Below are 19,932 nucleotides of genomic sequence, written 5' to 3'. Positions count from 1 at the left end.
ATAGGAAGGTTTTTACGCATGATGCATATGTGCTGATCGTTTACCTGCTTTCATCATTTGATAAGAAAAAACGACATAGTAAGCAGCTAACAGAAAAAAGCTGAGCATGGTCATGGCATCATCACTCACAATATGCTGATACAGTTCAACGACACCAATCTTTGTGAGCGAATAGTTTGTCAGCTCACCCAGCTTAAAACTAAGTCTAGATAAAAATAAGCATAAAATGAAGCTTTCAATCCATTTACTCGTTTTCACATAAAGACGGCCATTTTCTTCTTTCATCCGGATCGTCTCATAGGCATGAACGGCCAGACTGCTTCCAAAGAGCATACCAATAGCGGCATAGATGAAAATGCTGTGATTTTGCCAGCCTTCTAATAAGAGAATAAGAGCAGTGAGTCCAAATACATACATTCTCATCAAAAGACTGATTGGGCGCACAAGCTGATAGCGTCTCATACGATTCATTCGAAAAATGATGCAGATCAGCATAATGCCTCCAATTATGAATAACTGCCACACGTGATGTGTCATGATGCAACCTCCTCCTGCATGTGCAGGGATGTAAACGAATGCTGGCTGTTCCTTATCTTTACCATTCTTTCTTTTTTTATCAAATCAAAACCTACATTTATGAAAAAGAGGAAAAGGCATGAAAATCGATCGTATTTTATCTATTGTGATGCTGCTTATTAGCAAGCAGCAAGTTCAAGCGAAAGACCTTGCTGAACTTCATGAAGTGAGCGTGAGGACGATTTATCGCGATATTGAGACCATCAATCAAGCCGGGATTCCTGTTGTGACAACACAAGGAGCAGGCGGAGGCATTTCACTTGTTGATGACTATCGTTTAGAGAAAAAATTATTTACCGATGATGACATTGAACTTATTTTAACAGCTCTTGAAAGCATGACGAGTGCATATTCCTTTAAAGAAAGTGAACATGTACTGAAAAAAATCAAATCTCTTATTCCGCGACAAACTCATGAAAGTGAGAAACAGCACCATGTCTTTATTGATTTAAGCTCATGGGGGAAAGACAGTCAGGCTGAGAAGAAGCTGCAGCTGATCCATACCGCTGCCTCCGCGCATCAATTCATCCAGTTCACTTATCGCAATGCAAAAGGTGAAACACTTCCACGGAAAGTGGAGCCTTATACGCTAGTCTTAAAAGGAAGGCATTGGTATTTGTATGCGTTCTGTTGTGTGAAAAAAGCTTTTCGTCTGTTCAAGCTGACAAGAATGACAGACCTCATCACCATTTCAGCATATTTCAGGCCGAAAAGAATCAAAAATGAAGAGAAGCCTTGGAATGACTCTTGGCATGAAGAACCTTCAGTCACAACGCTCACGCTCAGGTTAACGGAAGTATCAGTTGGCAAAGTGAAGGAATGGGTGGATGAGAACGAATTGATCGTCTGTTCAGATGGAACCTATTTGGCAGCATTGACCGTGCCGCAAGATGATTGGCTGCACAGTTTCCTATTCCATTTAGGACCGGACGTCGACATTCTTTCACCTCAGCACATCAAGGAAGCGTTTGATCTCAAATTAAAACAATTTATGAAGAGATTAGAAACTTGACACACAGTTGTCAGGTTTCTTTTTATATGATGGGAGAAAAGGAGATGAGAATGTATGTACGATATCGTGACATTAGAAAAACAATGGATCAAAGGGTTGTCTGTTCGAACTACAAACGAAATAGAGCAAACAAAAGAGCGGAAGATTGCGCCGCTTTGGCAGGAATTTTTTGCGCAGCAGCTTCATGGGGGACAAGCCCCAGTCATAGGGCTTTATTCAGATTATGAAAAAGATGAACATGGCTCGTATTTATTCACGGCTGGGCAGTTCGCGAGGCAGCATCGAGATCATGTCATAGAGATTCCTGCGTCCACCTACGCAAGATTTCAAACGAGAAAGGGACCAATTGAAGAGGTTGTGCTTGAAGCATGGCACAAGATTTGGACGTGGGATCAGCGACAATACCGCACTTATACAGGTGATTTTGAATGGTATGATGAAAGATCTATTGATCCAAAAGAAGCGCAAATTGATATTTATATTGCGGTGGATGAAAAAATGTTTGCTAAAACTAATACCATTAGTTAATATAAAACTAACGACATTAGTTTTAGGAGGGCAATCATGAGATTAACAACTTTTGACCGTCTGCACCAGCTTACATTGATGCCGCGATTATTTCCGGTAAATTGCTATGTATTTGAGGAAGAGGAAGGACTCATTTTAATTGATGCTGCTTTAAAAATGGCGGCGAACTCGATCATCGAATTTGCCCGTAAAAAGAACAAACCAATTCATAAGATTATTCTCACTCATAGCCATATGGATCATATCGGTGCATTAGATGAGGTGAAAAAGGCTTTTCCCGAGGCAGTCGTCTATTTATCAAAACGTGATGCCCGCCTTTTTGAAGGTGACTTTTCCTTGCTGCCTAGTGAACCCCAGCAAAAAATCAAAGGCAGTTTTATGAAAAATATTCATACAAAACCAGATGTGCTTGTCGAAGAAGGAGATGAGATTGGGCCCTTCAAAGTGATTGCAACACCTGGCCATACACCTGGCAGCATTTCTTTATACGATGAAAAGTCAGGAGTTGTCATTGCAGGTGATGCACTTGTGACAAAAGGCGGCTTATCGGTAACGGGTGAGTTTCGGTGGAGCTTTCCGTTCCCGGCATTTGCCACATGGGATGCAGAAACCGCACTAAAAAGCGCTGAAAAATTACTAGCACTGCGCTTATCCTGTCTTGCTGCCGGACATGGTGACCTTATGATTGAACCTCATGAAAAGCTTCAAGCTGCCGTCCGTAAAAGGCAGCACCAGCTAAAAAAAGGAGGGCAGTAAACCGTGTCTCCAAGAATGGGAATTACACAAGAAAAAATTATGGATACAGCGGCAGCATTTGTTGATGAAGAGGGCTTTTCCGCTTTGACCATTGCTACATTGTCTAAAAGGCTGAACATCAGACCGCCTTCTCTTTACAATCACGTATCCGGCCTTCATGAGATTCAGGCAGCACTCGCAGTAAGGGGGCTGTCCATGCTTTGTGAGGAAGGGATGCAAGTCACAGAGGGGCTGGAAAAAGAAGCAGCTGTTTTAGCCTTTGCCAGACAATATGTGCAATTTGTCCGAGAACACCCCGGTCTTTATGAAGCTGCCTTTTCACATATGAACGAAAAAGAAGTACGACTTGCAGCAGAGCGCCTTGTTCAGTTTGTTCAATCCATTATGTCACGCTTTGGTGTAAAGGAAGAGGAAATGACGCATGTTGTCAGAGGACTGAGAAGCTTACTGCACGGCTTCGGTGATATTTCTAATAAAAAGGGATTTCAACGAAAAGAACAGCTTGAAGAAAGTGTGAGCTATGCGGTTCGGCTCTATATCACAGGAGTATTGCAAAAAGAAGATCTGTCTATATGACAGGTCTTTTTTTTGCAGCGAACCGATATCATAAATGGCACAATTTTTTAAGAAAAAATGAATAAAGATTTGACAGTTTTGTGAAACATGGTATGCTTATTATGTGAAATAATTCACATAGAGGAGTAGAGGCAGATGAAAAGAAAGCCTGTTTATGTGGAAACAACCATTCATGCACCTTTAGAGAAAGTATGGGAATATACGCAAAATCCAAAGCTTCATGAACAGTGGGATTTGCGCTTTTCAACCATTTCATTAAATGAACCTCAAGATGAACAGCCCCAAACCTTTTTGTATGAAAAGCATCTTGGATTTGGTGTAAGTGTCACAGGGACAGGAGCATATCGAACTAGAATGATGGATGAACGGAATGAACGGGCATCCTCGCTGAAATTTAAATCGTCACACCCCTTGTCTTTTATCAAAGAAGGCGGCGGCTATTGGAAATATGTGAAAACGAACGATCATATTGTGTTTCAAACTCAATTTGATTACAAAACGAAAGAAGGAAAAGGATGGGCGTGGGCAGATCGATTTCTTTTTCGCCCGATGATTGGGTTTATGACAGCCTTTAGTTTTGGCGCACTAAAGACGTGGCTTGAAAGGGGAACGCATCCTCGGTTGTTACTGGAGAGAACCCTTGCCCATTATGGAATTTGTTTGCTGTTTGCCATCGTCTGGCTATGCCAAGCAGTCATCCCATTTTCACATTCCGCTTTTGATCATAGCACCGGATTTCGGTTGTTTTATGCCCTGATAGGCGTATCGTGGCTGATACCTAAGCTATCAAAGAAATATCTGTTCATTCTTCAAAGCGTGTTTCTGCTGATGATGCTTTGTATCGGGATTGTATCCCCACAATCGACACTTCATGAGCCGCTTGTGATGAGTGCATTTTTGATTCTATCCATTGGAGGAATGATTAATTTAAAAGATTGTATAGATGTATTTTCGATCAAACGGAAAAGGGGAGGTAGACATGGTCGTTCATCGTCATCAAGTAAAGGATTACGATAAGCTTCATCCAAAATTAAAAGAGAGATACAACCGTGCGTTTACCGCTGAAGGCACTATGGAGGAAATAGGCGGCGGAACGAGGCTCATTCGATTTTTCTTCAAAATTGGTCCACACTTTCGCTGTTTTTTCCCCGAGAGAGGAAAAAACATTCCCTTCCGAATTGTGAATAAACCCTTTATGACAAATAAGGGAGAGGAAGGCATGCACTGGTTCCGTACGTTTTATTTCCCAAAGAAGGAAAGGCACTTTGATGCAGATATGATCATTGATGAGAAGAGTCATAAAGTACTAGACTATTTTGGAAAGCCTCGACTTCTTATGACAGAGCTTCATTTTACAGTAACAAAGTATGGGTTCCTTCACATTCAATCCGGCCAGCAGAAACTGTTGATGTTTGGACGTGAGTGGCCGCTGCCTTCATGGCTTTATGGTGAGTCAGATGTCACAGAAGGCTACGACGAGCGTACAGATGAGTATATGATTCATGTGCATGTGAAAAATCGACTGTTTGGCACTCTTTTTACATATAAAGGCCGATTTACTGAAAGGGTGGAGTCTCATGATGAATAAATGGCACTTGATATCAAGCCTTCTCTTCATGTGTTGTTTTATCGCCGCCCGTTTGATGACAGGTCCGATAGCAGAATTTTTTGTACTGATAGCGATTCTGTTTTTCCTTCCTGCAGTGTTAGCTTTTTTTGCGAAGGAAGAGAGTGAGAGTAAGCCGGGAGTACTGCTCGGTATTTTAATGAAAGCCTTTCCATTAGCTGCTTTTTGTGCAACGGCTGCATTTATCTATCATTCTGCTTTGTTTGCATCGGGATGGTTTTTGTATACGATCATTTTGGCGTTATATGGCTTTACTCGTTTGCTGAAAAGGGGAACCGTTCCGCTTCATGAATTGATGATTGATGGTGCATGGATGTATCTCGCTTTAGGCGGGCTTTGGTTTTGGCTGTATACAGCAGATATACAGGTGATGACCTTTTCACCAATCATCGTGCTTTTGACTGCTATTCATTTTCATTACTCTGCTTTTTTTATCCCGCTTTTCTATGGATTATTAGGGAGACAGAGAGAAAAAGAGACAGCTTTATACAAAGGGGCAGGCTGGGTGATTTTGCTGTCGCCTGTGATGATTGCTGTTGGGATTAGCTTCTCCCGTCTATTTGATACGTTCAGCGTTATGCTATATGTCATTGCACTCTATTTGTACGGCATTCTTTGTATGAGAACAAGGTTTCGATCGACTGTGGCAAAAAGGCTGGTTGTGTTTTCTAGCTGCATCTTAATGGCGACGATCGTGCTATCTCTTCTATATTCTGCCGGCATGCTCATGCACGTGACCTATATCAGTATTGATCAGATGATTTGGTTTCATGGCAGTATCAATGCCTTTTTTGTGATTTTACCAGGTCTGATTGGATGGCTGATCGAAGGGCCAAAGGATCAATTGAAACAGAAGAACTTTCCGATATCAAGCGTGCATGGCCGTTTTCATAAGATCTCTTTTCAAAAGGAAAGAATGCATGATCGCGAGAAGCTCGGTTTAGTCGATTCACTTGATGATTTAAATGGAACGACGTTTTCAGCTGAAAGGGTATCACCTGTGATTCGGAGGTTTTATGAAAATCCGACGGCATTTACGTTAAAATCAGCAGTCTGTTTTCATTGGTGGGTGAGGCCGTTTGTTTTTTTACTTCAGCCCATGTTTAAGAAAATAGGGCAGCTCTATTTAGGAACATCTCGTATCCCATATGAAATGAAGGGACGTCTGACTACATTTCAACATCCTAAAGAAGAGCGAAAGAAAGTCAGGGCGTGGATTCGTCACAACGAAAAAGGGGAGCAGGTCTTTTTTGCACTTTATGCTCATCATCACGATGCAGCTGCGGGCTATATGAATATTGCGCTGCCGCTTCCATATTCTCAGATGACCGCCATTTTAAAACCTTTTAATGAAAAGGAAGACTTTCTCTTAAAAAGTGCATGTCCAAAAGGCAGTACCGGTGACGAAGGATTGTATTTGCATACGCCTTTTATCACCATGAAACTGCCAATGGAAGAAAGCTTTCATATGAAGCCGGAGACAGATAAAAGTCTCACAGCAGTTCATCAAATGAAGCTATTCGGTATTCCCTTTTTAACGATTCATTATCAAATTGACAGCCGGAAGCCATCCTGTTAGTCAATGATGTCACATGGTTCACCGTGCCGAATGATGTTCACAATCGCTTGCCCATCACTCGGATGATGATCTGCATACTGGACTGGCAGCAGTGCAAAAAATACATAGTAGACAGAGAAGTAAGCAAATTGATAGAAAAATTGATGTTCTGGCAGGATATCATTGGCGATCATTGTATTCAGGATGAGAACACTGAGCAGGTTGCATAATGATCCGCCTAGGTAGACAAGAATGTGCGAGAATCGGTTATTTTTCCTCATTTCTTCATAATGGCAAAATGCATCTAGAAAATAGATACGTCTAATTTCAACAACGCCTATTTTCAATACTTTTTTGCCTCTGCCAAGAGCAAAAGAAACCTTTGCGCCAAACATCCACGCGACCATAATATGGCCAACCTGATGCAAGATGGCAACGATAGGAAGAATGACGAAAAACGACCAGCAAAATGTCCACATATCCGATAATGTAAACAAGTGTTAACCCCTCCCCAATATATTTGGGAGGAAGCAGTAGGATTATTTGCCATTTTACTGAATTCATTTTCAGGATGCAAACATTTAATACAAGACAATAAAATTATTATGTAAACTAAAGGTTGGATTTTGCGATGAATCGGCTTTTTGACTCACTTTTTTTACGAAATGAATGTGCTACAATGAAAAAAACAATAGATGACTCTAGTAAATGAACTTACCCTTGAATGAAGAGGAGAGAATCAGATGGCAGATATTGAACAGTTTTTAGCTTTAGATATTCGTGTTGGGACGATTATCGAAGCAGAATTCTTTGCAGAGGCAAGAGTACCTGCATTAAAACTCAAGATTGATTTTGGTGAAGAGATTGGTCTAAAACAATCCAGTGCTCAGCTGACAAAACGGTATACAGCTGAGAATATCATTGGCAGGCAAATTGTAGCAGTCGTCAATTTTCCGCCAAGAAGAATTGCAGGGTTCAAATCAGAAGTGCTTGTATTAGGGGGCATGCCGTCAAAAGAAGACGTAATTTTACTAGCAACAGATGAGCCTGTAGAAAATGGGACAAAAATAGGATAAGAAAAAAGACATCTTCCTGAGAAGATGTCTTTTGCGTATTGAGGCGGAATAACCACACGCCACATTCGTGTGTGTCTCAAGGAGACATGTTACCCGACTTACACAATTCAGCTCATCGCTTGATAAATATAGCATGGGATGAGCTGAATTGCAACCATTAAATGATTCACTTCAGTTTTTCACGTCATTTCAGCAGAAAAATGACAAGAAATCAATTATTTGGATTATTTTTTCGAAAAATATTGAAAAGTCAGATCAGATTTTATAAAATGAACTCATCTTAGTTTGTTTAGTCGATAAACTAAGATGAGTTCTAAGTGATGATCCGACTATTGAAGGGGATGATTCTGTCATTCAAATCATTTGCTGCGTATGTGGGCTAAGCTGAAAGGGTTAGATGTTCAGCTTCATTTTTACAACAAATTGAAAGCGCTTTATATTCATTGCATTGACTGCTGCTGCCCTCCATCATCTGTTCATTAGAAGAGGCTAAGAGAAGAAGGGAGAAAGCTCATGGTAAGTGAGAATTTAAAAAAGATTCGTATGTCTGAAAAAGTGGGATATGCTTCAGGAGATTTCGCATGTAACTTAATTTATGCAACTGTCTCTACGTATCTATTATTTTTTTATACAGATGTGTATGGTTTATCAGCGGCAGCAGCAGGGACGATGTTTTTAGTTGTTCGGGCCATTGATGCGCTTGCAGATCCGTTTATTGGTGCATTGGTGGATCGAACGAACAGCCGTTTTGGCAGGTTCAGACCTTACTTGTTATTCGGGGCGTTTCCTTTTGTGGTACTCGCCATCCTTTGCTTTACAACACCTGATCTTTCTGAAATGGGTAAACTCGTTTATGCCTACATCACGTATGTTGGTTTATCGCTTACATACACATTCATCAATGTTCCTTATGGTGCTTTAACATCCGCAATGACAAGAAATAACCAAGAGGTTGTCAGTATTACGTCTGTTCGTATGCTTTTTGCTAATCTCGGAGGTCTAGTTGTTGCTTTTTTTGTTCCTTTTCTTGCGACTTTTTTGAGTGATAAAACAGGAAATACAGCCCTCGGCTGGCAGATGACGATGGCTTTTCTCGGCGTTCTTGGCGGTGCATTACTTATTTTCTGTTTTAAAAGCACGAATGAACGTGTCACGCTTCAAAAGCCGGAGGAAAAAATTAAGTTCAGTGATATCTTTGTCCAGTTACGTGTGAATCGTCCGCTTGTTGTATTAAGCATTTTCTTTATTATTATTTTTGGCGTGAACTCGATCAGCAACTCTGTTGGGATCTATTATGTGACGTATAACCTCGGCAGAGAAGATTTAGTGAAATGGTACGGACTCATTGGGAGTCTGCCTGCTTTAATGGTGCTGCCGTTTATTCCAAAACTGCACAAGCTGTTAGGAAAGAAAAAGTTGCTGAATTATTCATTATTGCTGAATATTGTAGGACTTCTTGCATTACTTGTGATACCGCCGAGTCAAATCACTTTAATACTTATTTTCAGGCTCGTTGCAGCTGCAGGAAGTATTACAGCCGGTGCTTACATGTGGGCGCTCATTCCTGAAACCGTTGAATATGGCGAATATAAAACAGGGAAAAGGATGGGTGGACTCATCTATGCCATCATCGGATTCTTCTTTAAATTTGGAATGGCATTAGGCGGGATTGTGCCAGGGCTTGTACTCGATCGCTTTGGCTATATTGCGAATCAAATGCAAACACCAGAAGCATTACTGGGCATTTTAATCACGACAACGGTGATTCCTGTATGCTTACTGATTTTAGCGATGGTGGATATTAATTTTTATAACCTAGATGAAGAAAAACATAAAAAAGTCGTACGGGAGCTTGAGAACAGAGACAAGGTATATATCGATCATATGGACGATTTTAAAATGTAGGTCTCTGAAAGAGGAGGAAGTTCAATGAAGATTACCAATCCAGTGCTCAAAGGGTTTAACCCCGACCCAAGTATTTGTCGTGTCGGAGAAGATTATTATATGGCCGTCTCTACATTTGAGTGGTTTCCAGGGGTGCAAATTTATCATTCAAAGGATCTCGTCCATTGGCGTCTTGCTGCGCGTCCTTTGCAAAAAAACTCGCAGCTGGATATGAAGGGAAATCCTAATTCTGGCGGAGTATGGGCACCGTGTTTAAGCTATGCAGATGGACAGTTTTGGCTTATTTATTCAGATATCAAAGTAGTGGATGGTCCATTTAAAGACGGTCATAATTATTTGGTCACGGCAAGCGAAGTGGACGGCGATTGGAGTGAACCGATCCGGCTCAACAGCTCTGGGTTTGATCCTTCTTTATTCCATGATCAAAGCGGGAAGAAATACGTCTTAAATATGCTGTGGGATCATAGGGAAAAGCACCATTCCTTTGCAGGTATTGCCTTGCAGGAATATAGTGTGGCTGAAAAGAAGCTCATCGGTCAAAGGAAGGTCATTTTTAAAGGCACACCGATTAAACTGACAGAAGCGCCGCATCTGTATCATATCGGTGACTACTACTATTTATTAACGGCAGAAGGAGGTACCAGGTATGAGCATGCGGCAACGATCGCCCGGTCCCCACATATTGAAGGGCCTTATGAGGTTCATCCTGATAACCCGATTTTAAGTGCCTTCCATGCGCCTGAACATCCGCTTCAAAAATGCGGGCATGCTTCAATCGTTCAAACGCATACAAATGAATGGTATCTCGCTCATCTCACTGGCCGCCCAATTCAATCAAGCAAGGAATCTATTTTTCAACAGAGAGGGTGGTGCCCTTTAGGAAGAGAAACAGCCATACAAAAGCTAGAATGGAAGGATGGCTGGCCTTATGTTGTTGGCGGAAAAGGGGGGACGCTTGAGGTTGAAGCGCCAAAGATCGAAGAAAAGGTTTTTGCACCAACCTATCATACAGTCGATGAATTTAAAGAATCAACACTAAATAGACACTTCCAAACATTAAGAATTCCGTTTACCGATCAGATTGGTTCGTTAACGGAGAAACCTCAGCATTTAAGGTTATTCGGTCACGAATCTTTAACGTCTAAGTTTACCCAAGCTTTTGTTGCAAGGCGCTGGCAAAGCTTTTATTTTGAAGCAGAGACAGCTGTTTCGTTCTTCCCAGAAAACTTTCAGCAAGCCGCTGGTCTTGTGAATTATTATAATACGGAAAACTGGACAGCACTCCAGGTGACATATGATGAGGAACTTGGGCGCACGCTTGAGCTATCTATCTGTGAAAACCTTGCCTTTTCTCAGCCATTGACACATAAAATCATCATTCCAGACGAGGTCACTTATGTCTATTTAAAAGTGACCGTTCAGAAAGAGACATATAAATATTCTTATTCTTTTGATCAAAAAGAGTGGAAGGAAATTGATGTGCCGCTTGAATCCATCCATTTATCCGATGATTTCATTAGAGGTGGGGGATTCTTTACAGGGGCATTTGTCGGTATGCAGTGTCAAGATACGAGCGGCGAGCGTCTGCCCGCTGATTTTCAGTATTTTCGCTATGAGGAAAAAAATGAATAAAAAAAGACAACGCGTTGCGGGCTGTCTTTTTTGGAAAATAAATAGGTTATGTTGTGAGGGTGGCATCTTGCAGGAAAGCTTCTATGACAAGAGATGTCATCCCCAATACTGGTGCATTGTGTCCTAATGATGAGGGGAGCAGCTCTATCTGTGAGCTGAATTGCGTATCCATTCGCGAGGATACCTCCTCCTCAATCACATGTAGAACCGTCTGATGTGATTCGATCACTTTGTTTCTTAAAATGATGGCTTGCGGGTTAAAGGTATGAAGGACGTTTGTGAGACCGACGCCAAGGTAAAAACCAAAGTTGCGCAGGGCATTGAGCGTTCTCATATCATTTAACTTGGCCAGCTGCTCCAGGTCTTGATGTGAGATGGGTTGACCATCTGTTTGAAGAGACTGAAACAAGGCTTTCTCAGATGCATACAATTCCCAGCACCCACGGTTCCCGCAGCTGCATGTTGGTCCATTAAAATCAATCGTCATATGTCCCATTTCACCAGAAAAGCCGTAAGCTCCTCTGTATAAATGATGATTGATAATGATTCCGATCCCTATGCCAGTGCCGATGCTTGCATAGATCAAATGGTCATAGTGTTTAGCGGCACCAAAGATTTTTTCACCATATGCACCGGCATTTGCTTCATTTTCAATGAAAATCGGAACTTGGAATGTGTCTTGGAGCGGCTTTTTCAGATCAACATTTTTCCATTTGGAATGAGGCGTAAACACGATTTGTTCATCTGCATCCACTAACCCATGTATGCATAGACCAATGCCAATGAGCCCGTATGGGGAAGAGGGCATTTGTGTGATGAGCTGCTGTATTAATTCAATTAATTTACGTATCGTCACATCAGGAGAGCTCGGTGGGAGCTTGATCTGCTCTTCGTAAAGAATGGATCCTTCAAGGTCTGTTAATATGCCATTGACATAATCAACACCAACATCAATCCCGATGGAGCAGCCAGCACGTTTATTAAACATCAGTAAAACCGGTCTTCTCCCGCCGCTAGACTCACCTTGGCCGATCTCATAGACAAGATGTTCCTTCATTAACGTACTTACTTGAGAAGAAACAGTCGATTTATTTAATCCAGTGCGTTCAGATAATTTTGCTCGCGAAATGGGCGCATGCTGGAGAATTTCTTTTAATAATAGTTTTTGATTTATTTTTTTTACAAAGTTCTGATCAGCGATATCCACGTTATCCACTCCATTTGTTTCGTCTTTAGATTAAGTTGAGAAGAGCTGCTTTTTTCCGTATGTATTCGATAAAAAAGATGATTTTAACTTTATTATAACGAAAATATTTCTAAAAAACTAAAAAATATGGAAAATTCAAAGAGATTTTCTCATACATTGATCATTAGTTTGTTGAATCAACTTACAAAGTGTACTCAGGAGGAATGAAGAATGGCTAAATCAAATATGAAAACGTTATACAGCTTAGAAGGAATCAGCAAAATTCAATATGAAGGAAAACAATCAAAAAATCCACTCGCCTTTCAATACTATAATCCAAGCGAAGTGATTGGCGGAAAAACGATGAAAGACCACCTGCGTTTTTCAGTCGCTTATTGGCATACATTAACCGCTGATGGAACTGACATGTTTGGAACTGGCACGATGCAGAGAGCATGGGACTCCTATAGCGGAATGGATTTAGCAAAAGCTAGATTGGAAGTCGCTTTTCAGCTTTTTGACCTACTAGATGTACCGTATTTTTCATTCCATGACCGCGATATCGCGCCAGAGGGAGAGACGCTTCAAGAGACCAATCAACAATTAGACATCATTTTAGAAAGAATGAAAGAATACATGCAGCAAAGCGGAGTAAAGCTGCTGTGGAACACGGCCAATATGTTCAAGCATCCTAGATTTGTACACGGTGCTGCGACATCTTGTCATGCAGATGTCTTTGCCTATGCGGCCGCACAGGTTAAAAAAGGCATCGAAACTGCCAAAGAACTTGGTGCAGAAAATTATGTTTTCTGGGGTGGACGAGAAGGGTACGATACGCTGCTTAATACAGATATGAAAAGAGAGCTTGATCACATGGCGGCCTTCTTGCATATGGCTGTTGATTATGCAAAAGAAATTGGGTACACAGGTCAATTTTTAATTGAGCCAAAACCAAAGGAGCCAACAACTCATCAATACGACACAGATGCAGCGACATCCATCGCCTTTTTAAAGCAATACGGATTAGATTCTCATTTTAAATTAAATATCGAAGCCAATCATGCGACACTCGCTGGCCATACGTTTGAGCACGAATTGCGTGTCGCAAGAATTCATGGGCTGCTCGGTTCTGTTGATGCGAATCAAGGAAATTCGCTTCTTGGGTGGGATACAGATGAATTTCCAACCGATCTGTATGCCACAACTCTTGCCATGTATGAAATTTTGCAAAATGGCGGGCTAGGGGCTGGTGGTCTCAACTTTGATGCAAAAGTGAGAAGAGCTTCCTTTGAACTTGAAGATATTTTATATGCCCATATTGCCGGAATGGATGCATTCGCAAAGGGACTGCGGGTCGCTCATAGACTCATAGAAGATCGTGTGTTTGAAGATGTGATAAAGCACCGGTATCGCAGCTTTTCTGAAGGAATTGGACGTGACATTTCAGAAGGGAAGGCAAACTTTCATACATTAGAAGAATATGCGCTGAAACATCCTTTAATCAGAAACGAATCGGGAAGAGAGGAACAGCTGAAAGCCCGTTTAAATCAATACTTGTTAGAAGATTAATTGAATGGGCGGACTTGTTTTGAAGGAGTGAAAACATGAAATATGTGATGGGAATTGATCTTGGAACGAGCGGGGTCAAAGCGATATTAGTCGATGAGAGCGGAAAGGTGTGCTACGAAGCCTCTAAGCCGTACCGCCTCATTCAAGAGAAACCGGGATATTGTGAGCAGCACCCCGAGGATTGGGTAGAGCAGACAATAGCTGTGATGAAAGAACTGATGGCAAAGCAGCCTGTTCATTCAAGGCAAGTCGAAGGCATCAGCTTTTCCGGACAGATGCATGGGTTGGTTCTATTAAATGAATCTCGCGAAGTGCTACGCCCTGCAATTTTATGGAATGATACACGAACGACAGCACAATGTGAACACATGACAAAAAAGCTGGGGGACCGGCTGCAAAAGATCACAAAAAACCAGGCGTTAGAAGGATTCACACTGCCTAAATTACTATGGGTAAAGGAACATGAACCACAAATTGATCAACAAATCGACATGTTTTTACTCCCAAAAGATTATGTCAGATTTCGTTTAACAGGCGCTGTCCATATTGATTATTCTGATGCGGCGGGCACTTTGCTGTTAAATATCGGTGAACAGACGTGGAGTGAGGAGATTTGTCAGGCATTTGACATTTCTCCTCATATTTGCCCGCCGCTTGTCACATCAGAGGCGGAGGTTGGTACACTTTTGCCGCACATTGCACGTGATGTTGGGATGAAAGAAGGCGTGAAGGTTTTTGCCGGCGGGGCAGATAATGCTTGCGGAGCAATTGGTGCTGGTATCTTATCCTCTGACCGCACGTTATGCAGCATCGGCACATCGGGTGTCATTCTCTCCTATGAAGAAGATCATGAAAGGGAACTTCAGGGGAATTTGCATTTGTTTCACCATGCAAAAAAAGACGCTTTTTACACAATGGGCGTCACCCTTTCAGCGGGATATAGTCTTAACTGGTTAAAACACTTACTGGCACCTGAGGAATCGTTCCAATCACTTTTAGAAGGTGCGGCTCATGTTGCGCCAGGAGCGAAAGGATTGCTTTTTACTCCCTATTTAGTCGGGGAAAGAACACCTCATGCGGATTCGGTCATTCGCGGCAGCTTGATAGGATTAGACAGCAGGCATGAAAGGGCACATGTTGTCAGGGCTGTGTTAGAGGGAATTACCTTTTCGCTGAATGAATCTATCGCATTATTCCGGCAGGCAGGAAAAAACATAGATTCTATTGTGTCCATTGGCGGCGGTGCGAGAAGCCGGACTTGGCTTCAAATGCAAGCGGACATTTTTCAGGCTGACGTCATCCAGTTAGACAATGAACAAGGGCCTGCTTTAGGTGCAGCCATGCTTGCTGCGGTTGGCTGCGGATGGTATCCGTCACTTGAAGTATGTGCCCATCAGTTGATCCATCAAGCTGCTGTTTATGAGCCAAATCAGCAGCATGCGGAAGTATATGCTGATCTATTTCATTTGTATCAAAGGATTTATACACAAACAAGAGATATCCATGCCGGGTTAAAGCAGTATCGTTCCATCTAACTGAGAAGGCTGCATGAAAGGAGGTGATGGTTTTTTCACCTTAGGGATGACAGAACAATACGGATGAAAAAAGGAGAGGGATGGAAAATGAATTTGAAAAGATTGAGGCTATTGTTTGTGGTGTGTATTGGATTTGTGCTGACACTGACGGCTGTGCCAGTTTATGCGAAAACGATTTATAATAATGAAATGGGTACACATAGCGGATACGATTATGAATTATGGAAGGATTATGGAAACACCTCGATGACACTCAATAACGGCGGGGCATTTACTGCAGGCTGGAACAGTATCGGAAATGCTTTATTTCGGAAAGGAAAGAAGTTTGATTCCACTAAAACTCATCATCAGCTTGGCAACATCTCCATCAACTACAACGCAAACTTTAACCCAGGCGGGAATTCCTATTTATGTGTCTATGGCTGGACACAATCTCCATTAGCAGAATACTACATTGTTGATTCATGGGGCACATATCGTCCAACAGGAGCGTATAAAGGATCATTTTATGCCGATGGAGGCACATATGACATTTATGAAACGACCCGCGTCAATCAGCCTTCCATTATCGGGATTGCGACCTTCAAGCAATATTGGAGTGTACGTCAAACCAAGCGTACAAGCGGAACGGTTTCCGTCAGTGCGCATTTTAATAAATGGGAAAGCTTAGGCATGCCAATGGGTAAAATGTATGAAACGGCATTTACTGTAGAAGGCTACCAAAGCAGCGGAAGTGCGAATGTGATGACCAACCAGCTGTTTATTGGACGATAAAAGCTTATAAAAAAGCCAGCAGTTTTTTGCTGGCTTTTATTTTTTCTAAGATAATTTTTCAACTTCGACTCTGCCAGAAAAGAACGTCGCGCCGCCGCCCATATCTGCCAATCGATCAGGTGTTAACCCATTCACTAAATGTTTTTTCCCTTTTTGATCTGCCCATAATCCTTGACTGACCACAACACCAGATAAAACATTTTGACCGACTGACACGACAAGCTCACATTCTCCTCGATCGTTCAGCACACGCACCATGTCACCATCTTCAATCTTTCTTTCCTTTGCATCTTGTTCATTCATGTGCAGCTTCGGAAATTTCTCAAGCTTTTGATGCTTTTCATGAAGTGAGAAGGTGGAGTTCAGAAAATTATGGTTAGGCCCCGGTATAAAGGTAAGCGGATAATCACTTTCCTGATAAAGGGGCACATAGGTTGGAAGTGCTGGATACCCGTCTTTTTTCATTTGTTCAGAATAAAGCTCAATTTTTCCGCTTGGGGTTTGAAGCTTTAATTCCTCGAAAGTTCCACGTTTTGCTTTGATCCATTTCTTTTCTTTTAATGCTTCGTATGAAATGTCCTCATAATGCGGATTTTCTGGATGATGAAGAGCTTGTTCCATGAGCTCAGCATCTGTCTCTCGGAAGGCTTCATCTTCAAAACCCATCGCATGAGCTAGCAGGCGGAATACTTCAGTATTAGATTTGCTTTCTCCGTAGCGTTCTATCACTGGCTCCTGAATTTGAATATAATGATGCCAATATGATGTATAGAAATCCTCATTTTCAAAGGTAGATGTCGCCGGCAGGACAATGTCTGCATACGCCGCTGTTTCTGTTAGAAATAAATCATGAACCACTGTAAATAAGTCCTCTCTCAGCAAACCTTCTCTGACTTTATTCGCTTCAGGTGTTACAACTGCAGGGTTGCACGAGTAGATAAAGAGAGAATCAACGGAAGGCTCTGCACTTGTCAGCACACTTCCCAGCTGGTTCATATTAAATGATCTAGGTGTGCGTTCTTTTAATAAATCCGGCCGCTGAAGAGCTGTTTCATTATAGCTAAGAAAAGAAGAGTTTGATTTCATCGCGCCGCCGCCCTTGTGCAGCCATTGACCAGTCAGGGCAGGGAGGCAGGAAATGGTTCTAATACTCATCCCGCCATTATCATGGTGCTGCAAACCATTCCCAATGCGAATGAGAGATGGTGATGTCTCAGCGTACATTCTAGCTAGTGTCATGATGTCATCCTTAGGGACACCCGTGATTCGCTCAACTGTGTCTGGATCATACTGCTTCACATGCTCGCGCAGCTCTTTATGACCGACCGTGTAGGTCTCTAAAAAGGCTTCATCTGTACGTTCCTCTTTAAAAAGGACATGCATGATGCCAAGGGCAAGTGCACTGTCAGTACCAGGTCGAAGCGGAATGAACCAATCTGCCATCCGGCCGGTTTGGTTCTTGTGAACATCAATCACAACAATCTTAGCTCCTTGCTTTCGCGCTTTTTGTGCCAAGGTGATTTGGTGCATATTGGTCGATACGGCATTGATGCCCCAAAAGATAAATAGTTTCGTATGAATGGTGTCTTCAGGATCTGTCCCAATGCTTGCACCCATTGTATATTTATAGCCAGTCGTTCCCGCTGACTGACAGATCGTCCGGTCTAACTGACTTGAACCAAGACGATAAAAAAAGCGGCGGTCCATTCCTTCTGCGTTGAGATTGCCCATGTTCCCATAGAAGCTGTAAGGCAGAATGCTTTCTGACCCTTTTTCTTCGATCAGCTTTGTCCATTTTTGACGAATGGTTTCAATGGCTTCTTCCCACGTAATCGGCGAAAACTGTGCTTCGCCTTTTTTACCAACACGTTTTAAAGGAGTGGTCAGTCTTTTTTCATCGTATAAACGGGCTGTGACATTACGCACTTTGTTGCATATGTTTCCTTGTGTGACAGGGTGATCCGGATCTCCCTGCACTTTCACGATCTTTCCATTTTCTTTATGTATTAAAAGACCGCACTGATCCGGGCAATCTAACGAACAAACTGATTTGAATATTCCGTCTTTCATCGCTGTATAATCGGTCATGAGTTTTCGGCTTCCTTTCTGCATTCCGTTATCGCTTTGTATGGACTTTATTTTAGCATGTTCGGAGGTGGAAGGTAAGAAAGAGATGATGAATTGTAGAAAATGAAAAAAAGCCCCTGAAAAAGGGACTTTTAAAAACGGGTGACTTGTACAGGAAATTCTTTCACCCCAAAAACAAACGTGCTTTGTATAGGTTTTAGCTGATCAGCAGCGCAGGTGATGTCTTGAAACGTATGGAGTAAAACATCAAGCGCAATGTTGCTTTCAAGCCGGGCAAGCGGTGCACCGAGACAGAAATGAATGCCAAACCCAAAGCTCATATGCGGATTTGATTTCCGATCAAGCCGGAACGTATCTGGATCTTCAAACTTCTGTTCATCCCGATTTGCTGAAGCAACCCAGCCGATGAGGTAGTCTCCCTTTTCAATGCGTGCGCCAGCAATTTCAACATCCTCTGCGGCGATTCGGCCAATGGCTTGAACAGGCGGATAGTACCGTAACGTTTCCTCAGTTAATTGAGGAATAAGAGAGGGATCCTGTCGAACGGATTCAGCGATATGCGGTTGCTCTGTCAGCAGTCGTACGGCATTGGTTATTAAATTGGTCGTTGTCTCATTGCCTGCAACAAGTAATAGAATACAAAAGCCAAGCAGTTCATTCTCCGTTAAACGCTCTCCATCGATTTCCGCTTGAATGAGAAGCGAGATCAAGTCACCCGCAGGCGTTTCTTTTCGTTTTTTGATCAGATGAGCAAAATAAATGGACAGCTCCTCTTCAGCTCGTTTCTGCATATCTACAACAGCCTGAATGGCCTCTTTTGATTCATCCTTAGCACCTGCCACAAGGGCATCAGAATGTTTTTTAATCAGCTCTCTGTCCTGCACCTCTGCACCGAGAAGCTCAGCGATGATCATCACTGGCAGGGGAGCTGCTAAATCTTGCACGATATCAAACGTACGTTGATCCTTGACTTGATTTAATAGATCATGTGTCAGGTCTTTGATCTTATCTTCTAATTGTTTGATCGCTTTTGGAGTGAATGCTTTATTCACGAGCGCTCTCATCTTTGTATGTTTTGGAGGATCCATCGTTAAAATACTTGTTTTAGACGTGCTTCTTCCCCGCTGTGAAGAGAACACTTTAGGCTGCTTTAGAACAGACTGGATATCCGCATATCGAAAGAGATCCCAGCACTTTCTTGTCTCATCATATCTAATATCACTTTCTGCACGCAGCTCATTGTAAATAGGGAATGGGAAAAGAAGGTCATCGGTAGAACGGATTTCTTTAATTGGAATCACATTGATATAGTTTTCTTTCACTTTCATTATGAACGCTCCTTTTTCACATGATTTCTCTTTCACGGTATCACCAGTAAAATATCATTTCAACGGACATGTTTTCTAAAATATGTCAATAGTCTAATCGAAAGATTCAAGCACATTCACCAAATAGGAAAATAGAAAGTGATTAAAATGAGAGCGCTTTCTAAAAAATAGAATTGAAGTCACCGAAACCAAAAATAAAATGGGGA

General features: G+C 42.0%; 18 protein-coding genes. 13 read left to right on the top strand and 5 right to left on the bottom strand.

The annotated features are described in order from the left end of the window. Positions 1–12 precede the first annotated feature (12 nt). Positions 13–537, bottom strand: coding sequence for a hypothetical protein (locus AMR95_RS06705; RefSeq protein WP_058837913.1), 525 nt, complete (start codon positions 535–537; stop codon positions 13–15). 118 nt (positions 538–655) lie between these two features. Here AMR95_RS06705 and AMR95_RS06700 point away from each other — a divergent pair, with 118 nt between their 5' ends. The 7 genes from AMR95_RS06700 to AMR95_RS06670 all read left to right on the top strand — a co-directional run bounded on the left by AMR95_RS06700 (position 656) and on the right by AMR95_RS06670 (position 6,654). After that, entirely contained in the window at positions 656–1,588 is a 933-nt protein-coding gene (locus tag AMR95_RS06700; protein ID WP_058837912.1) for a helix-turn-helix transcriptional regulator, read from the top strand. Positions 1,589–1,642: 54 nt separating this feature from the next. Further along, the gene (locus AMR95_RS06695; RefSeq protein WP_039179246.1) at positions 1,643–2,116 is read left to right on the top strand and encodes a GyrI-like domain-containing protein; all 474 of its coding nucleotides are present in this window, start codon (positions 1,643–1,645) and stop codon (positions 2,114–2,116) included. A 36-nt stretch (positions 2,117–2,152) separates the two neighbouring features. Then, entirely contained in the window at positions 2,153–2,872 is a 720-nt protein-coding gene (locus tag AMR95_RS06690) for an MBL fold metallo-hydrolase (protein ID WP_058837911.1), read from the top strand. Between the two features lie 3 nt (positions 2,873–2,875). After that, a complete protein-coding gene (locus AMR95_RS06685; RefSeq protein ID WP_058837910.1) occupies positions 2,876–3,448 on the top strand; it encodes a TetR/AcrR family transcriptional regulator in 573 nt (190 codons plus the stop codon). A gap of 135 nt (positions 3,449–3,583) precedes the next feature. Beyond that, a complete protein-coding gene (locus AMR95_RS06680; protein ID WP_058837909.1) occupies positions 3,584–4,465 on the top strand; it encodes a hypothetical protein in 882 nt (293 codons plus the stop codon). Then, on the top strand, positions 4,428–5,036 hold the full coding sequence (locus AMR95_RS06675) for a DUF4166 domain-containing protein (RefSeq protein ID WP_058837908.1): 609 nt from the start codon (positions 4,428–4,430) through the stop codon (positions 5,034–5,036). Before AMR95_RS06680 ends, AMR95_RS06675 begins: the two co-directional genes overlap by 38 nt. Next, positions 5,026–6,654 (top strand): YndJ family protein, encoded by a 1,629-nt coding sequence (locus tag AMR95_RS06670; protein WP_228280261.1) that lies wholly within the window; start codon positions 5,026–5,028, stop codon positions 6,652–6,654. The genes AMR95_RS06675 and AMR95_RS06670 overlap by 11 nt, the downstream gene beginning before the upstream one ends. Here the strand turns inward: AMR95_RS06670 and AMR95_RS06665 are convergent. Continuing rightward, positions 6,651–7,130 carry a hypothetical protein gene (locus tag AMR95_RS06665; RefSeq protein WP_039179231.1) on the bottom strand — a complete coding sequence of 160 codons (480 nt, stop codon included), beginning with the start codon at positions 7,128–7,130 and terminating at the stop codon, positions 6,651–6,653. The two genes, AMR95_RS06670 and AMR95_RS06665, sit on opposite strands and share 4 nt — an antisense overlap. A 246-nt stretch (positions 7,131–7,376) precedes the next feature. Between AMR95_RS06665 and csaA the strand changes: the two genes are divergently transcribed. From csaA to AMR95_RS06650, 3 genes are all read left to right on the top strand, one after another. Then, entirely contained in the window at positions 7,377–7,709 is a 333-nt protein-coding gene (gene csaA, locus AMR95_RS06660) for a chaperone CsaA (protein WP_058837907.1), read from the top strand. A gap of 513 nt (positions 7,710–8,222) precedes the next feature. Next, positions 8,223–9,614: an MFS transporter gene (locus AMR95_RS06655; RefSeq protein WP_058837906.1), complete on the top strand. Its 1,392-nt coding sequence runs from the start codon at positions 8,223–8,225 to the stop codon at positions 9,612–9,614. Between the two features lie 24 nt (positions 9,615–9,638). Then, the gene (locus AMR95_RS06650) at positions 9,639–11,246 is read left to right on the top strand and encodes a glycoside hydrolase family 43 protein (RefSeq protein ID WP_058837905.1); all 1,608 of its coding nucleotides are present in this window, start codon (positions 9,639–9,641) and stop codon (positions 11,244–11,246) included. A gap of 46 nt (positions 11,247–11,292) precedes the next feature. On the opposite strand, the gene xylR is transcribed toward AMR95_RS06650, so the two are convergent. After that, positions 11,293–12,453: a transcriptional repressor XylR gene (gene xylR, locus AMR95_RS06645; protein ID WP_058837904.1), complete on the bottom strand. Its 1,161-nt coding sequence runs from the start codon at positions 12,451–12,453 to the stop codon at positions 11,293–11,295. Between the two features lie 210 nt (positions 12,454–12,663). Here xylR and xylA point away from each other — a divergent pair, with 210 nt between their 5' ends. The 3 genes from xylA to AMR95_RS06630 all read left to right on the top strand — a co-directional run bounded on the left by xylA (position 12,664) and on the right by AMR95_RS06630 (position 16,310). Continuing rightward, positions 12,664–14,001 (top strand): xylose isomerase, encoded by a 1,338-nt coding sequence (gene xylA, locus AMR95_RS06640; RefSeq protein WP_058837903.1) that lies wholly within the window; start codon positions 12,664–12,666, stop codon positions 13,999–14,001. A 35-nt stretch (positions 14,002–14,036) separates the two neighbouring features. Continuing rightward, positions 14,037–15,536, top strand: a complete 1,500-nt coding sequence (gene xylB, locus AMR95_RS06635; protein WP_058837902.1) for a xylulokinase — start codon at positions 14,037–14,039, stop codon at positions 15,534–15,536. An 87-nt stretch (positions 15,537–15,623) separates the two neighbouring features. Further along, the gene (locus tag AMR95_RS06630; RefSeq protein ID WP_058837901.1) at positions 15,624–16,310 is read left to right on the top strand and encodes a glycoside hydrolase family 11 protein; all 687 of its coding nucleotides are present in this window, start codon (positions 15,624–15,626) and stop codon (positions 16,308–16,310) included. Positions 16,311–16,355: 45 nt separating this feature from the next. On the opposite strand, the gene AMR95_RS06625 is transcribed toward AMR95_RS06630, so the two are convergent. Together AMR95_RS06625 and AMR95_RS06620 are read right to left on the bottom strand one after the other, a co-directional pair. Next, on the bottom strand, positions 16,356–18,398 hold the full coding sequence (locus AMR95_RS06625; protein WP_058837900.1) for a molybdopterin oxidoreductase family protein: 2,043 nt from the start codon (positions 18,396–18,398) through the stop codon (positions 16,356–16,358). A gap of 131 nt (positions 18,399–18,529) precedes the next feature. Beyond that, entirely contained in the window at positions 18,530–19,726 is a 1,197-nt protein-coding gene (locus AMR95_RS06620) for a cytochrome P450 (protein ID WP_058837899.1), read from the bottom strand. Positions 19,727–19,932 lie beyond the last annotated feature (206 nt).

The organism is Bacillus sp. G1(2015b) (assembly GCF_001482475.1).
Classification (GTDB): Bacteria; Bacillota; Bacilli; order Bacillales; family Bacillaceae; genus Bacillus; species Bacillus safensis.
The sequence above is the reverse complement of the archived record's forward strand: the minus strand, read 5'-3'. Positions and strand labels throughout refer to the sequence as shown.

Excerpts from the sequence above, each read along its gene's own strand:
- AMR95_RS06670 (WP_228280261.1), top strand. The coding sequence starts at position 5,026 with ATGATGAATAAATGGCACTTGATATCAAGCCTTCTCTTCATGTGTTGT.
- xylB (WP_058837902.1), top strand. The coding sequence starts at position 14,037 with ATGAAATATGTGATGGGAATTGATCTTGGAACGAGCGGGGTCAAAGCG.
- AMR95_RS06620 (WP_058837899.1), bottom strand. The coding sequence starts at position 19,726 with ATGAAAGTGAAAGAAAACTATATCAATGTGATTCCAATTAAAGAAATC.
- AMR95_RS06650 (WP_058837905.1), top strand. The coding sequence starts at position 9,639 with ATGAAGATTACCAATCCAGTGCTCAAAGGGTTTAACCCCGACCCAAGT.
- AMR95_RS06655 (WP_058837906.1), top strand. The coding sequence starts at position 8,223 with ATGGTAAGTGAGAATTTAAAAAAGATTCGTATGTCTGAAAAAGTGGGA.
- csaA (WP_058837907.1), top strand. The coding sequence starts at position 7,377 with ATGGCAGATATTGAACAGTTTTTAGCTTTAGATATTCGTGTTGGGACG.
- AMR95_RS06630 (WP_058837901.1), top strand. The coding sequence starts at position 15,624 with ATGAATTTGAAAAGATTGAGGCTATTGTTTGTGGTGTGTATTGGATTT.
- AMR95_RS06675 (WP_058837908.1), top strand. The coding sequence starts at position 4,428 with ATGGTCGTTCATCGTCATCAAGTAAAGGATTACGATAAGCTTCATCCA.
- AMR95_RS06625 (WP_058837900.1), bottom strand. The coding sequence starts at position 18,398 with ATGACCGATTATACAGCGATGAAAGACGGAATATTCAAATCAGTTTGT.
- xylA (WP_058837903.1), top strand. The coding sequence starts at position 12,664 with ATGGCTAAATCAAATATGAAAACGTTATACAGCTTAGAAGGAATCAGC.
- AMR95_RS06690 (WP_058837911.1), top strand. The coding sequence starts at position 2,153 with ATGAGATTAACAACTTTTGACCGTCTGCACCAGCTTACATTGATGCCG.
- AMR95_RS06695 (WP_039179246.1), top strand. The coding sequence starts at position 1,643 with ATGTACGATATCGTGACATTAGAAAAACAATGGATCAAAGGGTTGTCT.
- AMR95_RS06700 (WP_058837912.1), top strand. The coding sequence starts at position 656 with ATGAAAATCGATCGTATTTTATCTATTGTGATGCTGCTTATTAGCAAG.
- AMR95_RS06705 (WP_058837913.1), bottom strand. The coding sequence starts at position 537 with ATGACACATCACGTGTGGCAGTTATTCATAATTGGAGGCATTATGCTG.
- AMR95_RS06680 (WP_058837909.1), top strand. The coding sequence starts at position 3,584 with ATGAAAAGAAAGCCTGTTTATGTGGAAACAACCATTCATGCACCTTTA.